This is a genomic window from Candidatus Diapherotrites archaeon, from assembly GCA_016205145.1.
Classification (GTDB): Archaea; Iainarchaeota; Iainarchaeia; order Iainarchaeales; family JACQJH01; genus JACQJH01.
Genome location: JACQJH010000002.1, coordinates 26,491 through 42,647, shown reverse-complemented (window position 1 = coordinate 42,647; position 16,157 = coordinate 26,491). Strand labels below are relative to the sequence as shown.

Annotated in this window: 15 protein-coding genes; 13 read left to right on the top strand and 2 right to left on the bottom strand. The window is 52.2% G+C overall.

What is annotated here, in order from left to right:
- Positions 1 to 10: 10 nt before the first annotated feature.
- Complete coding sequence (locus tag HY394_03305) at positions 11 to 946, top strand: transketolase family protein (protein MBI4053039.1); 936 nt, start codon at positions 11 to 13, stop codon at positions 944 to 946.
- Between the two features lie 15 nt (positions 947 to 961).
- Here HY394_03305 and HY394_03300 read toward each other — a convergent pair whose 3' ends face one another.
- Positions 962 to 1,642 carry a hypothetical protein gene (locus tag HY394_03300; GenBank protein MBI4053038.1) on the bottom strand — a complete coding sequence of 227 codons (681 nt, stop codon included), beginning with the start codon at positions 1,640 to 1,642 and terminating at the stop codon, positions 962 to 964.
- 40 nt (positions 1,643 to 1,682) lie between these two features.
- Here HY394_03300 and aroA point away from each other — a divergent pair, with 40 nt between their 5' ends.
- The 9 genes from aroA to aroC all read left to right on the top strand — a co-directional run bounded on the left by aroA (position 1,683) and on the right by aroC (position 11,047).
- Complete coding sequence (gene aroA, locus HY394_03295) at positions 1,683 to 2,987, top strand: 3-phosphoshikimate 1-carboxyvinyltransferase (GenBank protein MBI4053037.1); 1,305 nt, start codon at positions 1,683 to 1,685, stop codon at positions 2,985 to 2,987.
- Positions 2,984 to 4,258, top strand: coding sequence for a cation:proton antiporter (locus tag HY394_03290; protein ID MBI4053036.1), 1,275 nt, complete (start codon positions 2,984 to 2,986; stop codon positions 4,256 to 4,258). Before aroA ends, HY394_03290 begins: the two co-directional genes overlap by 4 nt.
- Positions 4,259 to 4,284: 26 nt before the next feature.
- Positions 4,285 to 4,803 (top strand): shikimate kinase, encoded by a 519-nt coding sequence (locus HY394_03285; protein ID MBI4053035.1) that lies wholly within the window; start codon positions 4,285 to 4,287, stop codon positions 4,801 to 4,803.
- A 243-nt stretch (positions 4,804 to 5,046) separates the two neighbouring features.
- Positions 5,047 to 6,060, top strand: a complete 1,014-nt coding sequence (gene aroF / locus HY394_03280) for a 3-deoxy-7-phosphoheptulonate synthase (protein MBI4053034.1) — start codon at positions 5,047 to 5,049, stop codon at positions 6,058 to 6,060.
- 115 nt (positions 6,061 to 6,175) lie between these two features.
- Positions 6,176 to 7,273, top strand: coding sequence for a 3-dehydroquinate synthase (gene aroB / locus HY394_03275; protein MBI4053033.1), 1,098 nt, complete (start codon positions 6,176 to 6,178; stop codon positions 7,271 to 7,273).
- Position 7,274: 1 nt separating this feature from the next.
- Positions 7,275 to 7,946 carry a type I 3-dehydroquinate dehydratase gene (aroD, locus tag HY394_03270; GenBank protein ID MBI4053032.1) on the top strand — a complete coding sequence of 224 codons (672 nt, stop codon included), beginning with the start codon at positions 7,275 to 7,277 and terminating at the stop codon, positions 7,944 to 7,946.
- Positions 7,947 to 9,119, top strand: coding sequence for an iron-containing alcohol dehydrogenase (locus tag HY394_03265; protein MBI4053031.1), 1,173 nt, complete (start codon positions 7,947 to 7,949; stop codon positions 9,117 to 9,119).
- Positions 9,120 to 9,132: 13 nt separating this feature from the next.
- The gene (locus HY394_03260; protein ID MBI4053030.1) at positions 9,133 to 9,966 is read left to right on the top strand and encodes a shikimate dehydrogenase; all 834 of its coding nucleotides are present in this window, start codon (positions 9,133 to 9,135) and stop codon (positions 9,964 to 9,966) included.
- A 13-nt stretch (positions 9,967 to 9,979) separates the two neighbouring features.
- Positions 9,980 to 11,047: a chorismate synthase gene (gene aroC, locus HY394_03255; GenBank protein ID MBI4053029.1), complete on the top strand. Its 1,068-nt coding sequence runs from the start codon at positions 9,980 to 9,982 to the stop codon at positions 11,045 to 11,047.
- Positions 11,048 to 11,062: 15 nt separating this feature from the next.
- Here aroC and HY394_03250 read toward each other — a convergent pair whose 3' ends face one another.
- Positions 11,063 to 12,409, bottom strand: coding sequence for a hypothetical protein (locus HY394_03250; protein MBI4053028.1), 1,347 nt, complete (start codon positions 12,407 to 12,409; stop codon positions 11,063 to 11,065).
- 63 nt (positions 12,410 to 12,472) lie between these two features.
- Between HY394_03250 and HY394_03245 the strand changes: the two genes are divergently transcribed.
- Genes HY394_03245 through HY394_03235 form a run of 3 tightly spaced genes read left to right on the top strand, consistent with a single transcriptional unit; the run spans position 12,473 to position 16,125 of the window.
- Positions 12,473 to 13,426, top strand: coding sequence for a sodium:calcium antiporter (locus HY394_03245; GenBank protein MBI4053027.1), 954 nt, complete (start codon positions 12,473 to 12,475; stop codon positions 13,424 to 13,426).
- 12 nt (positions 13,427 to 13,438) lie between these two features.
- Positions 13,439 to 14,749, top strand: a complete 1,311-nt coding sequence (locus HY394_03240; GenBank protein MBI4053026.1) for a cation:proton antiporter — start codon at positions 13,439 to 13,441, stop codon at positions 14,747 to 14,749.
- A gap of 53 nt (positions 14,750 to 14,802) precedes the next feature.
- Positions 14,803 to 16,125, top strand: a complete 1,323-nt coding sequence (locus tag HY394_03235) for a cation:proton antiporter (GenBank protein MBI4053025.1) — start codon at positions 14,803 to 14,805, stop codon at positions 16,123 to 16,125.
- Positions 16,126 to 16,157: the final 32 nt, after the last annotated feature.

The following is a 16,157-nucleotide window of genomic DNA, read 5'->3' as shown; positions in this document are numbered from 1 at the left end:
GTGAATGATTATGGCGGGGGAAAAAGCTACAAGGCAGGCTTGGGCTGACGAGCTGATCGAGCTCGGCAGATCAAATCGGGACATTTTCGTTCTTGATGCCGACCTTTCAGCCTCGACTTACGGCAGGAATTTCGGAAAAGCCTATCCTGACAGGTATTTCAATCTCGGCGTGTGCGAACAGAACATGGTTTCGATTGCCGCGGGCATGGCGCTTGACGGAAAGATTGCCTGCGCGGCATCGTTCAGCTGTTTTCTCATAAGGGCAATGGACCAGATAAGAGTCAGCCTTTGCTATTCCGACACAAACGTCAAGCTAATGGGCTCGCACTCCGGCCTGCTGACAGGCGAGGACGGGGCAACGGCGCAATGCCTTGAAGACATTGCAATGTTCCGCGCGCTTCCAAACATGAAAATCGCTTATCCGGCCGACTACAACGAGGCGCGCGCGGCAATCCGCGAAATGGTTTGCGTGAAAGGGCCGGTTTATTTGCGCACTGCAAGGCAGGCCCTGCCGTACGTTTTCCCAGAAAACCACGTTTTCAAATTCGGCAAAGGAAACGTCGTTGCGGACGGAAAAGACGTTTCAATAATCGCTGCCGGGCCGATTCTAAGCGAAGCTGTCAACGCGGCAGGGGAACTGAAAAAAGACGGCATCTCGGCACGCGTTATCGGCATGGCTTCAATCAAACCCATTGACGAATCGCTTATTGAAAAAGCCGCAAAAGAGACGGGTGCAATTGTTTCCTGCGAAGACCATTCCATTTACGGCGGCCTCGGGGGCGCGATAGCCGAAGTCCTGGCGGCAAAAATGCCTGCACCGCTTGAACGAATCGGCACGCGCGACACTTTCGGGGAATCCGGCAAGCCGTTGCAGTTGTGGGAAAAGTATGGTTTGACCGCGCCAAGCATTGCGAAGGCGGCGAAGGCCGCAATCAAAAGAAAATAATTTTTTCCGAACAAATCAGCGCGGAATTCCTTTCATCCGCCGGATTCCCGAAGATGGTTTTTTACTTGAAGACCAGGGCTTTCGTTTATTTGTTTGCCGGCCGTTAACGCCCTTGCGCCCCAAAAAGGTTTCCGCATATCTTATGCCTATGTCTGCTTCTCTGTTCCCTTCCCCGATATGCGTGCCAGTGCCTGCAAGCCGCTTGTATGCCTCGCTTCTTGCAATTCTCTCAGTGCCCAAATGCGCGTTTTTGAGTTCCTCCACGTATTCGGGCGTAACCTGCGGACTCTGGTGGGCTGTGCCGTGCCGCAGATTGGCTTTTGCGGAATCATGGATTTGCCGCAGATGCCCGAACAGCGTGTCCATGTCCGATGTCTTTTCGACAAAATGCGTGCCGGGCCACGTGTGCACTGCAGACTTCTGTGCCGCGGTGACGAATGCTATTTCACAGACAGGATTTTTTTGCTGCACGCCGCGGATGAATTCGGCAACGTTGCCTTGGCCGTGCAAATTCACGTCGGTGAAAAGGATGTCCGGCGTGTTGCCCGCAAGATAGGCTTCCGCGTCAGCAAGGCTTGTCGACAAATGCACGTCCGCCTCGGCAAGCCTGCCGTCCCCAAGTTCCTCCCCATAAAGCATGGAAATATTTGGCTCGTCCTCGAACCACAGAATTTTGAGCCGCCTGTCTTGAGCCATACAATTATTTTAAAAGAAACCTCGTATTTAAAGCTTTAACATGGCGGACGAAATTCGGGCAATCCCCGCACAAACTGCATTGGACGCATCAGTTTCCGCGCCGCCGTCAAAGGCTTACACGCTTCGCGCTATTTTTCTTGCCTCGCTTGCCAATGGCAGATCAGTTTTGAAAAACCCGCTTTTGGCGGAAGACCAGCTGCATGCAATCAATGCCATGCGCGCATTGGGCGCAAAAATAGAAATTGAAAGCGCGGCCGGCACGAATTCGGTTGTCGTGCACGGCACCGGCGGCAGGCTAAAGGCGCCGAAAGACAAAATCTTTGTAGGCAATTCGGGCGTGTCAATGCGATTCCTCGCCTCGGTTTGCGCGCTTGCCGAAACCGGCAGGACAATTGAATTGGACGGCGACGAGAGAATGAGGCAGAGGCCTGTCGGGGAACTCCTGAGGGCATTGCGTGCCTTGGGAGTGAAAGCCGAAAGCGTCAACAATGGTTGCCCGCCGATAATGGTTCAAGGCGGAACCCTTGCCGGCGGAAAAGCCGGAATGCACGGCGGGGAAAGCTCGCAGTTCTTTTCCTCTATACTTGTCGCGGCGCCTTACGCACGGAAAAATGTTGGGCTGGAATGCATGGGTTCGATGAGTTCCAAGCCTTATGTCGACATAACGATTGATTGCATGAAAAGCTTCGGCGTCAATGTGCAAAGAAAAGGCTACAAAAAATTTTCTGTCAGGGCGGGGCAGGCTTACAAGGCAAGAAACCTGGACATCGAAGGCGATTATTCGAGCGCAGGCTACTTTTTTGCCGCCGCCGCGATTCTCGGCGGAAAGGTGCGCGTCAAAAACCTTAATCCGGAATCCGTGCAGGGCGACAAGGCATTCCTGCAGGTGCTGAAAAAAATGGGCTGCAAAGTCAGTTTCGGAAAGGATTTTGCGGAAGTGCAAGGGCCGAAAAAAGGCGGAAACGGACTGAAGGGCATTTCGGTTAATATGAATCCCCTGCCGGACATGGTTCCGACGCTCGCGGTTGTCGCGGCGTTCGCAAAAGGCAAAACACTCATGACCGGCATAGGGCACCTTTCAATCAAGGAAAGCGACCGCATCAAGGCGCCCGCGCACGAACTGGCAAAAATGGGCATCAAGGCCGTTGCAGGCAGGAATTCGCTGACAGTTTTCGGCGGCTTGCCGCACGGCGCCGAGATTGAGACGTACAACGACCACCGCATTGCAATGGCGTTCGCAATCGCGGGCCTGAAAGTTGCGGGCGTGAAAATCAAAAATCCGGACTGCGTTGGGAAAAGTTATCCTGATTTTTTTTCCGCGCTTGCAGCCCTGAATGAGAAGTGATTTTCAGGATGCCGGATGTTTACTTCCTTTTCCTGTTTGTTGCGGTCATAATTTTTTCCGGCTTTGCGGGGCAGATGATTTTCAAGAGGACGAGCCTGTCGGACATAATCCTTTTGATGGTTTTTGGCCTGCTTCTCGGACCGGTCCTGAAAGTCTTTCCTGTGGAGGTCATCGGGCTTTTCCGTGACAGCGCGCCCTTTTTGGGTTCCCTCACTCTGGCGTTCATAATGTTTGAAAGCGGCCTCAGGCTGAATTTTCACAATGTGCTTAAAAGCCTGCAGTCAAGCACGATGTTCACTGCGCTGGTTTTTTTCCTGAGCCTGCTGTTCGTTACCGCAATCCTGTCGTTCCTTGGGTGGAATTTTTTTGCTGCCATGTTTGTCGGCGCGGTTTTCGGAGGCACGAGCACGGCAATGGTGGTCCATCTGGTCAGGAAGTCAAGTGCTTCCGAGCAGACTAAAATCCTGCTGGAAATGGAATCCGTCATAACGGACATTTTCACAATCACAACAGCTTTCGTGATAATCGAGGTGGTTTCGCTGAAAACAATCAGTGTTCAGTCGATTGCGCAAAGCGTCATGGGCGCTTTCTCAATCCCTATTTTTGCCGCGGCTATTTTGGCCATTCTCTGGCTTAAGGCCCTGAGAGATTTCACGACAACAAGCAAGCACCAGTATCTCCTGACTTTGGCAATCCTGTTTTTCCTGTTTGCGGTGGTCGAGTACGCTAAAGGCAATGGTGCGATGGCCGCGCTTGTTTTCGGGCTTGTCCTTGGAAACGCATCCGGGATAATGGCTTTCCTGGGGATGAGGCAGTCTTCCCTTGGCGTCAGCACGGTTTCCCTGCATTCCGAGCTCACCTTTTTCACCAGGACATTTTTTTTCATTTACCTCGGAATAATTTTCAGCCTGGATGCCTTTTCGGCGGAAATTATTTTCGTTTCCATTGCGGCTTTTGCGGGAATGGCGCTTGCGCGGTTTGTGGCGGTGAAAATACTGGTTTTTTTCAACAAACGCCTGTGTCCTGACCGGCTGCTTATCTCCACGACCATGTCAAAGGGCCTTGCCGCCGCGGTCATGGCCACTTATCCTGCAAGCGCGGGCGTTAACTTTGGCGGGTTTGAAAAAATTATTATTCTCTTAGGATTCATAATAATATTCTATTCAAACATTGTTTCCACTATCGGCCTGTTTGTTTTTGAGAAACGGGCCGCGTCGAAAACGGAAAAACCGCCGGTGCCCCAGGTAAAGATTGAAGAAATGAAAATTTGAAGAGAGAATTTGTTGGTGGTGGAAGGTTGAATGTCGTGCTTATAGGCTACAGGGGAACCGGCAAGACCTTTGTCGGCAGGGCCCTTGCTAAAAAGCTGGGCTGGAAATTCAGGGATTCTGACGACGAGGTAGTGAAGCGCGCGGGAAGGACGGTTCCGGAGATTTTCCGCAGGTCCGGCGAAGCGGAATTCAGGCGCATGGAAAAAGAAGCGATTTTCCTGCTGTCCGGCCTGGACAACCACGTGATTGCGACCGGCGGCGGCGCAGTCATGGATGATGAGAATACCGGGAACCTGAAGGCAAACGGCTTTGTGGTTTTGCTGGAGGCTTCGCCTGAAAAGATTTTCGAGCGCATTGGCAAGGACAGGAACCGGCCGTCCCTGACAAACAAGGAAGGCATCGAGGAAGTCAAGCATCTGCTGGAAGTGCGCAAACCGTTTTACGAGAATGCGGCTGATGCGCGGGTTTCAAGCGAAAGCGCGAGCGTCGAGGAAAACGTCGAAGAAATCGTGCGGTTGATGAAAAAGCGCGGCATTCTGGAATGAGCCTGCCTTAGTCTGCCTTAGGCTTTAAAAAGGTTAGCAGCAATAATTGTTTTCATGGATTCGGCTGAGATTCAGGCAATTCATTCTGTTAATGCGTTCTGGCCAGCCGGGGCCACAATCTTCTTTTCCTATTACTTCTATGGCTGAAGCGGGCAGCTAAAGCTTGTCTTTTTGCTGTCTTGCTTCGGGATATCAAAACGTTTATTAATCATAAAAACACAAAATGCAAAGGAGTGGTTTGGAATGATAATAGTCCTCAAAAAAGGGGTTTCGGAACAGGAAATTGAGGCCGTCAAAGCGGCGATAATTTCTGCAGGCCTGCAGCCGCATGTCTCGAAGGGCACGGAAAGGACAATCATCGGGGCGATCGGCGACGAGCGCAAGCTGAACGCCGACAGGATTGCCTCATTGCCGGGCGTGGAAAAAGTAATGCCCATACTCAAGCCATACAAGCTTGCAAGCCGCGAATTCCATCCTGAAAACACGGTCATCGACGTCGATGGCGTCAGGATCGGCGGCAAGGAAGTCATAATGATTGCAGGGCCGTGCGCGATTGAATCGGAAGAGCAGTTGTTCACGACCGCCGAGGCAGTGAAAAAGTCGGGCGCGAAAATTTTGAGGGCATCGGCCTACAAGCCGAGGACTTCGCCTTACGATTTCCAGGGCATGGGCGAGAAAGGCCTGAAACTGCTTAAAAAGGCGAAGAAAGAACTCGGCATGGTCGTTGAAACCGAGGTCATGGATACAAGGCAGGTCGAACTTGTGGCAAAGCACGTCGACATTCTCCGTGTCGGCGCGAGAAACATGCAGAACTTTGATTTGCTGAAAGAAGTGGGCAAGGTCAACAAGCCCGTAATTTTGAAGAACGGCATCGCCTCGACAATGAAGGAATTCCTCATGGCGGCCGAGTACATTATGAGCGAAGGCAACCAGCAGGTGATTCTCTGCAACCGCGGCGTCAGGACATTCGAACAGGAATTCAGGTTTCCGCTGAACGTCGGCCTGGTGCCGTTGCTGAAAAAGGAATCGCATCTGCCGGTCATAGTCGACCCGACGCACAGCATGGGCAGGCCGGACCTTATTCCGCCCATAAGCAAGGCATCGGTTGCCGCGGGCGCTGACGGCTGGATTGTCGAAGTGCACTGCGACCCCAAAAGCGCGTTGTGCGACGGGCCGCAGGCAATGACTCCTGCGCTCTTCGACCAGATGATGAAGGAACTGAGGCCGGTTGCAAGGGCCGTAGGAAGAGAAATGTAAAAAATGAAGTTCAAAAAAGGATGAGGTTAGCAAGGAGAAACCTTGGTTTCTCCTGCGTGGGAAGGGAAATGCCCTGAAATTGATTTGATGGAAAATGGCAAATGGTGCAAACATTATGGCAGTGAAAGTCAGGCTGAAACGGCCGGCATCCGAATCATACGATATCGTTGTCGGCCGCAACCTTTCCGCCAGGGCAGCGGAATTCATAGCCAAACGGCTGAAGGCAAAAAAATGCGCGATAATTTCGGACAGCATTGTCACGGCAAAGTTCGCGGAAAGCCTGCGCGTGCAAATTGAACGGAAAGGCAGCCAGGCATCAGTCATTTCTTTTCCTGCCGGCGAGCGGAGCAAGAGCCTTGCAACGTTTGCACTGCTTCAGCAGAAGGTTTTTGATGCCGGCCTTGACAGGAAATCGTGCATAGTTGCATTGGGCGGAGGCGTTACAGGCGATGTCGCGGGCTTTGCCGCATCAACTTTCATGCGCGGCATTGCATTGGTGCAGGTGCCCACAACATTGCTTGCAATGGTCGATTCGAGCATCGGCGGCAAGACCGGCGTTGATTTGCCGAACGGCAAGAATGTCGTCGGCGCCTTCAAACAGCCAAGCGCGGTTTTCGCCGACCTTGATTATTTGAACGGGCTGCCCGGGACAGAATTGCGCAACGGCTCTGCGGAAATAGCCAAGCACGCCGTCATAGCGGATGCAAAAATGTTTTCATTTCTGGAAAAAAACCCGGGTTTTGCCGGCAAACCAAAACTGCTTGCGAAGATAGTGGAAAAAAATGCCGCCATAAAGGCTAAGATTGTCATGGCTGACGAGAAGGAATCGAACCGGCGGCAGGTGCTGAATTTCGGGCACACTGTTGGGCATGCCATAGAATCCCTTACGGGTTATGAAAAGTTTTCGCACGGCGAAGCCGTCGCCATTGGAATGATGGTTGAGGCGAAGGTTGCGCAAAAACTTGGCATCCTCGCGGCAAAGGACGCGGACAGGATTATTGCACTGGTTGAAAGCCTGGGCTTTTCGCCCGCGTTGCCAAAATTCGGCGCGCGTGAATTGATTGCCGAAATGCGGCGCGACAAGAAGTCGAGGGACGGCGCAATCGTAATGGCCTTGCCGGAAAAAATCGGCAGGATGGCTAAAAGGAACGGAAGCTTCGGCCTGGCTGTGCCGGAAAAAGCGGTAATTGAAACTTTGAACGGATTGATGTGAAATGAAAATCTGCGTGCCGATAGTGTCGGGCAATGTGAAGGATTGCATTTCTGACATAAAGGAAGCGAATGCCAAGGCGGATTTGATTGAGCTGAGGCTGGATTTCATGGAACGGCTTTCGGAGGCGGATTTGAAGAGGCTCTTGAAAGCGTGCAAAAAGCCGGTGATTGCGACGAACAGGAAAAGAGCCGAAGGAGGAAAATTCGAAGGCGACGAAACGAAAAGAGTTGGCGTGCTGGAGAATGCGGCCAGGCTTGGCGCGGATTTTGTCGACATCGAATTCCATTCTGAAAAAAAACTCCTCGAAAAGATTTTGAAGGCAAAGGGAAAAGCGAAAGTCATTTTGTCTTACCATTCCTTTTCCGGAACGCCTGCGCTTGAAGAGCTTGAAAGGCTGCTTGACCGGATGTCCGCACTCAGGCCGGCCGTTGTGAAGATTGTTACTGCGGCAAAGTCCGAGGAAGACAACAAAACCATTCTTGCATTGGTGCAGGCCGCAAAGTCGAAGGGCGTGAAAATCGTGGCATTCTGCATGGGCCCGCTTGGAACAATCAGCAGGGTTTCCTCGCCGCAGCTCGGCGCGGAATTCTCGTTTGCGAGCCTGCGCACTGGAAAGGAATCCGCGCCCGGCCAGCTGTCGGTCGACGAAATGAGGGCATTTGAGGATAGTTGAATGGAATTGATTGTCGGGATTATTATGGCAAAAGAACTGCTGCAAAAATTCGAGTTCGGGTTTCCCGTCAGGATAGTTTTCGGAAACAATGCGATTTCCGAAACCGGAAGGATTGCTTCGGCGTTCGGGCCGGAAAAAATCCTGCTCGTGACAAGCGGAAGTTCGATGAAAAGGCTGGGTTACGTTGACGCGCTGCTTGAAAGCATTCGCGCCGTTAACGGCAAAACAGGGGTTGTGGTATTCGACGGCGTTTCCGGCGAGCCGTCGCTCGAAACATGCGATGCGGCCGCTGCATTCGCAAGGAAGGAAAAAGCGGATTTGGTTGTCGGTTTGGGCGGCGGCAGCGTGCTTGACACGGCGAAAACCGCGGCAATTCTTGCCACAAACAAAGGCAGCGCCATCGACCACGTGGAAAAGGATTTCGCAAAGAAGGGCCTGCCGTTCATGGCCGTTCCCACGACAGCCGGAAGCGGAAGCGAAGTCACGCGGGCCGCCGTATTCAAGGATCCCACAAGCCATGAGAAGCTTGCATTGCGCAGCAACCGGATGTTTCCCGCAGTCGCCGTAGTCGACCCACTGCTGACTGTTTCATGCCCCCCGTCGGTTACAGCCGAATCGGGAATGGATGTGCTCACGCATGCAATCGAGGCGTTTGTTTCCGGCGGTGCTTCGCCGGTGACGGACCTGTTTGCCCTGGAATCGGTAAGGCTTGCGAACGTTTCCCTGGAAACCGCTTTTTCCGACGGCAAAAACCTCGAAGCGCGTGAAAGGATGGCTTTGGCAAGCGTGCTTGCGGGAATGGCCATAAGCAATGCCGGCACCGGCGCCTGCCATGCCTTCGCACATTCCATCGGGGGAAAGTTCAGTATGACGCACGGCCTCATAAATGCGGTCATGCTTCCGCACGTCATGGCGCTCAATCTTCCCGCGCAAAAAGAAAAGTTTGCAATGCTCGCCGGTGCCCTTGGAAAAAAGTCGGCGGAGGAAGGCGTTTCAAGAATAGCCAAAATTTCCCGCAATGTCGGAACGGATGCAAGGCTCTCGGCCTCAGGCATAAGCGAACGCAACTTCGACATAATTCTGGATGATGCGATGAAGGGAATGCTGAAACGCAGGAATGTGCGGCCCATTTCAAGGCAGGACCTGCGCGGGATACTTGAAAAGACACTTTGAAGGCGGGTTCAAGATGGATTCCAGGACACAAATCTGCGCTCTTATAGGTTCGCCGATAGGGCATTCCCTCAGCCCTGCAATGCACAATGCAGGCTTCAGGGCGGAGAACCTGAATTTTGTTTATTTGTCATTCGAAACAACCGAAGCAAAGGCGGCAATCGATGCGATGAGGGCTTTGGGGGTTCGCGGCTACAACGTGACAATGCCCTTGAAACAGCTGGCGTTCGGCCTTGTTGACGAACTCGACCCGCTGGCAGGAAAATGCGGCGCAATCAACACGATCGTAAACGCGGACGGAAAGCTGAAAGGCTACAATACCGACGTGCTCGGTGCAATCGGCTGCCTTGAAAAAAGAACCGCCCTGTCGGGAAAAAAGGTTTTGCTTGTCGGCTGCGGCGGGGCGGGAAGCGCGATTGCCGCCGGCCTTTCGGAAAAGAAGGCAGGCGTTTTTGTTGTCGACCGCGACGCGAAAAAGGCCGAGGCGCTTGCAAAAAAAGCCGGCGCGAAAAGCGTTTCCCCTGAAACAATCGGCGGGCTGCAGCTCGACATGTTTGACATTCTTGTGAATGCAAGCCCGGCAGGCATGCATCCGAATGAAAAAGAGCTTCCGCTGCCGGAAGGCGTGTTGGAAAAATTATTAAACAACAAGAAGCTAATTGTATTCGACATAGTTTACAATCCCGTGGAAACGAGGCTGTTGAAAATGGCTAAAATTAAAGGCATTGAAACGATTGGCGGGACCGAAATGCTTTTGGGCCAGGCGATCGCGGCATTCGAACTGTTCACGGAGAAAAAGGCGCCTGCAGGCGAAATGGAAAAGGCGCTTTTGTCCGCATTGGGGCATTGAAAAAGTGGTTTTTATGGCGGGAAATTCTTTCGGACAACTTTTCAGGATAACGACTTTTGGGGAGAGCCATGGCACTGCTTTGGGCGTCATAGTCGACGGCTGCCCGCCGAAGATAAGCGTAAGCGAAGCGGACATTCAGAAGGAACTCGACCGGCGCAGGCCCGGCCAGAGCAGAGTAACGACGCCCAGAAAAGAGCCGGACCGGATGAAAATCCTTTCAGGGGTTTTCCGGGGCAAAACCATTGGCACGCCCATAGCGCTGGTAATCGAAAACCTTGATGTTGATTCCTCAAAATACGAGGAAACGAAAAACCTGTTCAGGCCGGGCCATGCCGACCTGACTTACTCGCAGAAATTCGGGATACGGGATTACAGGGGCGGGGGAAGGGCTTCCGCGCGCGAAACCGTTGCAAGGGTCGCAGCCGGCGCGATAGCGAAAAAAATCCTCGCATCCCGCGGCACAAGGATAATTTCGCACACAATGGAAATTGCGGGCGTCCGCGCAAAATCTTTTTCGGAAAAAGAAATTGAAAAAAACATTGTGCGTTGTGCTGACAGGAAAGCCGCAAAGGCCATGGAACGCGCGATTGTGAAGGCAAAGGCTGAGGGCGACAGCGTCGGCGGAATAATCGAAGTCGTGGTGAAAAAGCCGCCCGCAGGGCTGGGCGAGCCGGTCTTCGACAAGCTTGAAGCGGAACTGGCAAAAGCCATAATGTCCTTGCCTGCCGTGAAAGGCGTGGAAATTGGCGTGGGCTTCGGGGCCGCAAGGCTTAAGGGCAGCGAATGCAACGACGCGATTGAAATGAAAGGCGGAAAGGTTTCATTCAAGTCCAACAATGCCGGCGGCATTCTCGGCGGCATTTCAACCGGGCAGGACATTGTTTTGAGGTTTGTGGTAAAGCCGCCGTCCTCGATTGCAAAAGCGCAGTCGACAGTCGACGACATGGGAAGGAACGCAAAAATCTCAGTTCTCGGCAGGCACGACCCGTGCGTTGCGCCGCGCGCCGGGCCTATTGCAGAGGCAATGGTTGCAATTGTTCTGGCAGACCATCTGCTGAGGCAGAATGCCATAAGCAAGTAATTTTTCAAGGCAACGCTATTTTTCCAGAAAGAACCGCACAACGCTGAGCTTTTCGAACAGCATCTGCGGCAGGCTCAAGATTTTTCCCTGCGCAAACCAGAAATCCGCCTGGCGTGAAAAGAAGTTCGGCTCGATGTGCCCGCTTGAGGCGATGAAAAGCAGTGCAACAAGCAGGGAATAAATGCACAGCAGGCAGACAACGGAACGCATTTTTGAATATTTTTTCAGCAGGGCGGCAATGCCTATTGCGATGGCGGGAAACAGCACGACCAGGAACCTGTTGCCGTAGCTCCAGCCAGCGTTCCAGCTCGGCCAAAAGGCGTAAAACAGGAAGACTGCCAGAAATGACGCGAGCAGTTTTTTTGCAATGTTCTTGTCTTCAAGCAAGAACAGGCCCGCAAACCCGAACAGGAGCATGGGCGACCAGAACAGTATTCCGAAATCCCTGTCAAAAATCATCGGAATGGCGAAGGCGGGAAATGCGGAAAAGCCTGCCGGGTCCGAAGTGTAGCCCGTGGAAAAAATGCTTCCGAACTGCGCCTGCTGGTACAATGCAAGGAGCAGGAGCATGGGCACTGCGCCCAAAAAAATTCTTGCAAGGGTTTTGGGTTTTTCACCTAAAAAGAATGCCGCGCAAAGAATGCCCGGATACCTTACTGCGGCGAGCAGGCCAAGAAAAAATCCCGACAGCATTGCCGGCTTCTTGGCTTCGAGTTTTCCTGAAACCGAAATGAAAATCACGAGCGAAAACAGGAACGCCTCTGCAACGTGCGGCGAGCTTGCGAGGAAAGAGTAATACAGCAGGATCGGCGTTGAAATGCCCGCGGCAAAAACCGAGAATGCGGACAGCCTTTTTCCGAAGCCCAGTTTTTTGAGCGAAAGATAAACCAGCAGCAGGGTCGAGAAAAACAATGCAAGCGTTGTGAGCGTCACTGCAAGCTGTTCCACTAGCAGGGCGCCAGCGGTTTGCATGAAAAACGCATCCTTGACATGGAAAATCCAGAAGTTTGAAAGGAACAATGCGACAAGGTAGGCTGGCAGGGCAATGAGCGGCCAGCCGAAGGCAAACTTTGAAACGAATTTTTTCGTGGTTTCGTTGAATTGCAAGGTAGTCTGGCCCATGGATTGCGCAAAATCGTGCTGTTTTTGAAAATCAAGCGTTCCATCCCTTGCAATGCCCTGCAGAACGGCAAAGTAGCCGTACGGGTCGCCCGATGAAATTGTCGGCTTGAAGAACAGCAGGGCGAAAACCGCGAAGAACGCCAGAACGAGAGCGAATTCCATGTTTGCGGAAAGAAAACGCCGCGGCACCTGCATGGCAGGGGCTGCGCGCATGCTTCCATGTGGCTTTTCGGGCTGCATTGCAAGAAACATTATTAATCACAAAACACTTAAAATAAAAGACCAGAACGCATGGCGGTTAAAATGCCCTTAAGCCCACTGATTTTGAACCTGCTGCTGCTCGCCGGCTCGCTTGCGGTAATCTACAAGGCATCGCAGTTTGTCATAAAGTATGCCGTACAGCTAGCCGCGCGGATACACGTGAGCGAGCTTACGATTGGCTTCCTGCTGGTTTCGCTTTCAACATCGCTTCCGGAACTTGTCGTTTCCGTGATTGCGTCGGTCAATCACGGTTCCGACCTCGCATTCGGAACAGTTTTCGGCGCCAACATTGCAGACGTTGCCCTTGTCCTGGGCGCAACCGCGATTTTTGCCACGATTGTGATAAACCCCGAAACCCTGCGCAATCTCACGCTCATCCTGCTGGGAACGTCGCTTATGTCCCTGCTTCTTCTGCTGTATAATCCGGGAAGGTGGACGGGCATTTTTTTCATAATAATTTTCCTGTTTTACGTTTTCACCACGCTTACGAAAAAGCACAAAATCGAGGTCGAGGAACCCAAAAAATTCCATGGCCGCGGCCTTCCGAAGGAGCTTTTGCTGTTCACGGTCTCGACAGCGGCGGTCATACTGGGCGCCCAGATTGCGGTGAATTCCACGATTGAAATTTCAAAAATTGCCGGCCTTTCCCAGACGCTCATCGGCGCAACGCTGATTGCAGTCGGCACAACCCTGCCGGAACTTTCCATCAGCATACTCTCGGTCAGGGAAAAACATTATTCTCTGGCGGTGGGCAATGTCATAGGAAGCTGCATAGTCAATCTCTCGCTTGTTTTGGGAATATCCCTGCTGATAGCGCCGGTTTACGCGGTCTCGAATTACATGCGTCTCATAGTGTTTTCGGTGATAGCGAACATCAGCCTGCTGTATTTCCTGCAGGTAAAGCGAAGCTTCGGAAAAAGGGAAGGCGTCCTGCTGATTTTGGGGTATATTGCGTTTGTCGCCCTGTTCGTTTACGGGCAAACAGCGCTGATTTGAGGCTGGTATGGAATGACCGACGTTTTAACCGCGTTCTTTTTCCTCGCATTGGTGATTTTTTCGGGTTTTTTTGCCCAGGCGTTTTTCCGGCGGACCGGCATTTCGGACTTTCTCCTGCTCATGGCAATCGGCCTTCTGCTCGGCCCCGTGCTCCATTTTTTTGACAATGCGACAGTAATCTTTTTGAGGGGCATTGCGCCGTTTTTCGCCTCTCTCGCGCTGATTTTCATGCTGTTTGAAGGCGGCATGGGCCTCAACTTCAGGCAGGTTCTGCGCGAAATAGGCAGGGCGACGCTTTTCACTTTCCTTGTTTTCGTTTTCACGCTTTTTTTGGTCGCCGGCATACTGTCGGCTTTCGGCTGGCCTCTGCTTGTGAGCCTTCTGGTTGGCGCGGTGCTCGGGGGAACGAGCGCGGAAATAATAATTCCGATGCTGAAGGGCCTGCGCGCATCCAATGAAACAAAGACTATGATTTTTCTGGAGTCCACTATAAACGACGCATTCTGCCTTGTTTCGGCGATAGCCATACTGGAGATAATGGTTTCAAGGAGCCTTGACGTGCAGGGCATATTCCAGGGAATACTTGCGGCTTTCGCGGTTGCCGCGTTTCTCGGCGCCTATGCAGGCATTTTTTGGCTGAAAATACTGCGCGACCACAGGGAAACAGTGAAACCATACCAGTATCTGCTGACAATTTCAGTTCTTTTCGTCCTCTATTTCTTTGCAGAATACGCCAAGGGCAACGGCCCGATAGCGGTTTTGGTTTTTGGCCTGATTCTCGGCAATTCCAGGGAAATAACCGCCGCATTGGGCATGAAGGAAACAGTGATTGATGCCAACATAAAGCTTTTCCAGTCCGAAATAGCGTTTTTCATCAAAACGTTTTTTTTCGTCTACCTTGGAATAATAATCGACCCCGGCGAGTTTACGCCGCTTTTGATTGCCCTCGGCGTTTCAATCGTCGTGTTCCTGGTGCTGGCGAGGGTTGCCGCGACAGAGGTTGTTGCCCGGTTCAACAGGGAACTGCAGGCGGACAAGACTGCGATAGTGTCGCTGATGGCGCGCGGCCTCGCCACTGCCGTGCTGGCAACATACGTAGTTTCCGCCGGAGTCGATTTGGGGGAATTCGGCCCTGCCATAATCCGCCTGACTTTCATCGCAATAATCCTGACAAATGTCGTCGCGATGGCCGGGGTGTTTTACCTGAATTCGCGCCAGAAATCCGGGGTTCCCGTGAATGCAGACAGCAAAAACGGGCTTGTTTCGGAAGTGATTGTAGGGCCTGGCCGGACGGCAAAGGAAATGCAGTTGGAGCCGCTTTAACCAGAAAATTTTAATCCTGGAACCACTATTAGATATTGCCCGGAGAGATTCGCATGGTTGATGTCATAACTTCGTTCCTTTTCATTTCGATAATAATCCTTTCGGGTTTTTTCGGGCAGATAATTTTCAAACGGACCAGGGTATCGGATTTCATACTGCTTTTGGCAATAGGGCTGCTTGCGGGCCCGGTGCTGAACATTTTTGACCAGGCAACAATATCCTTCCTTCGCGACATCACGCCGTTTTTCGCATCCCTGGCGCTCATAATAATGCTTTTTGAGGGCGGCCTTCACCTGAATTTCCAGAATGTCCTCAGGGAAATAAGCCGGGCAACCCTTTTCACCATCATGACGTTTGTCATCACGCTCCTGTTTGTCGCGGCATTCTTTTTCGTCCTTGGCTGGCCCATACTTGTGGGCCTGCTTGTCGGCGCGATAATAGGCGGCACATGCTCCACGATAATCGTGCCAATAGTGAAAAAAACCACTGCAAGGGACGAAACAAAGACAATGCTGGCTCTTGAATCAACCATAACGGATGCTCTGTGCGTGATTGCCGCGATAACGATTATCCAGATAATTGTGTCAAAGAGCATTGATTTCCAGGTGGTCATGCAGTCTATTCTCGGGGCGTTCGCGATAGCCGGCTTTGTCGGCGCCGTATCCGGCATAGCATGGCTGAAAATACTGCGCGATTTCAATGGCAGCATAAAGGAATACCAGTACCTGCTGACAATCGCAACCCTTTTCGCCATTTACGTTGTCGTTGAATACGCCAAGGGAAACGGCGCGGTCGCGGCGCTGGTCTTCGGCATGGTCCTCGGCAATTCAAAGGAAATAATGGGCTTCCTCAAAATGCGGGAAATCGAAATCGACGCCAACATAAAGCTTTTCCAGTCCGAAATAGCGTTTTTCGTTAAAACGTTCTTTTTCATCTATCTCGGCATAATAACCGACCTGAACTCATTCACGGTATTTTCCCTGCTGGCTGCGGCATTCCTTGTCGTGCTCATCGGCTCGGCAAGGCTCATTGCGGCGAAGGTTCTGATCTTTTTGAACAGGCAGCTGGAAGCCGACAAAACCGTGATAGTGTCGCTGATGGCGCGCGGCCTCGCCGCCGCGGTGCTGGCGACATATCCGCTTTCAATCGGCGTTGATGTCAACGGCCATGCACAGGAAATAAGCCAGCTTGTTTTCCTGATAATAATTTTCACCAATATCACGACGAGCGCGGGCGTTTTCTATTCGCACCAGTCCATGCCCGAACAGGCGGCAAGGGAAGAGGAAAAACGCGAAAAGCTCGTGGACAAAGTGGTGGTCGGGGGCACGAACGGGTCCGCCGGGCCGGGAAAAAGGCCAAAAACCAGACGGAACTAATATTATAAATGCTAACATTTAGCAACTATTTA

Bases quoted from the DNA above. Each gene is read 5' to 3' on its own strand.
- HY394_03305 (MBI4053039.1), top strand. From the start codon at position 11: ATGGCGGGGGAAAAAGCTACAAGGCAGGCTTGGGCTGACGAGCTGATC.
- HY394_03300 (MBI4053038.1), bottom strand. From the start codon at position 1,642: ATGGCTCAAGACAGGCGGCTCAAAATTCTGTGGTTCGAGGACGAGCCA.
- aroA (MBI4053037.1), top strand. From the start codon at position 1,683: ATGGCGGACGAAATTCGGGCAATCCCCGCACAAACTGCATTGGACGCA.
- aroF (MBI4053034.1), top strand. From the start codon at position 5,047: ATGATAATAGTCCTCAAAAAAGGGGTTTCGGAACAGGAAATTGAGGCC.
- aroB (MBI4053033.1), top strand. From the start codon at position 6,176: ATGGCAGTGAAAGTCAGGCTGAAACGGCCGGCATCCGAATCATACGAT.
- aroD (MBI4053032.1), top strand. From the start codon at position 7,275: ATGAAAATCTGCGTGCCGATAGTGTCGGGCAATGTGAAGGATTGCATT.
- HY394_03265 (MBI4053031.1), top strand. From the start codon at position 7,947: ATGGAATTGATTGTCGGGATTATTATGGCAAAAGAACTGCTGCAAAAA.
- HY394_03260 (MBI4053030.1), top strand. From the start codon at position 9,133: ATGGATTCCAGGACACAAATCTGCGCTCTTATAGGTTCGCCGATAGGG.
- aroC (MBI4053029.1), top strand. From the start codon at position 9,980: ATGGCGGGAAATTCTTTCGGACAACTTTTCAGGATAACGACTTTTGGG.
- HY394_03250 (MBI4053028.1), bottom strand. From the start codon at position 12,409: ATGCAGCCCGAAAAGCCACATGGAAGCATGCGCGCAGCCCCTGCCATG.
- HY394_03245 (MBI4053027.1), top strand. From the start codon at position 12,473: ATGCCCTTAAGCCCACTGATTTTGAACCTGCTGCTGCTCGCCGGCTCG.
- HY394_03240 (MBI4053026.1), top strand. From the start codon at position 13,439: ATGACCGACGTTTTAACCGCGTTCTTTTTCCTCGCATTGGTGATTTTT.
- HY394_03235 (MBI4053025.1), top strand. From the start codon at position 14,803: ATGGTTGATGTCATAACTTCGTTCCTTTTCATTTCGATAATAATCCTT.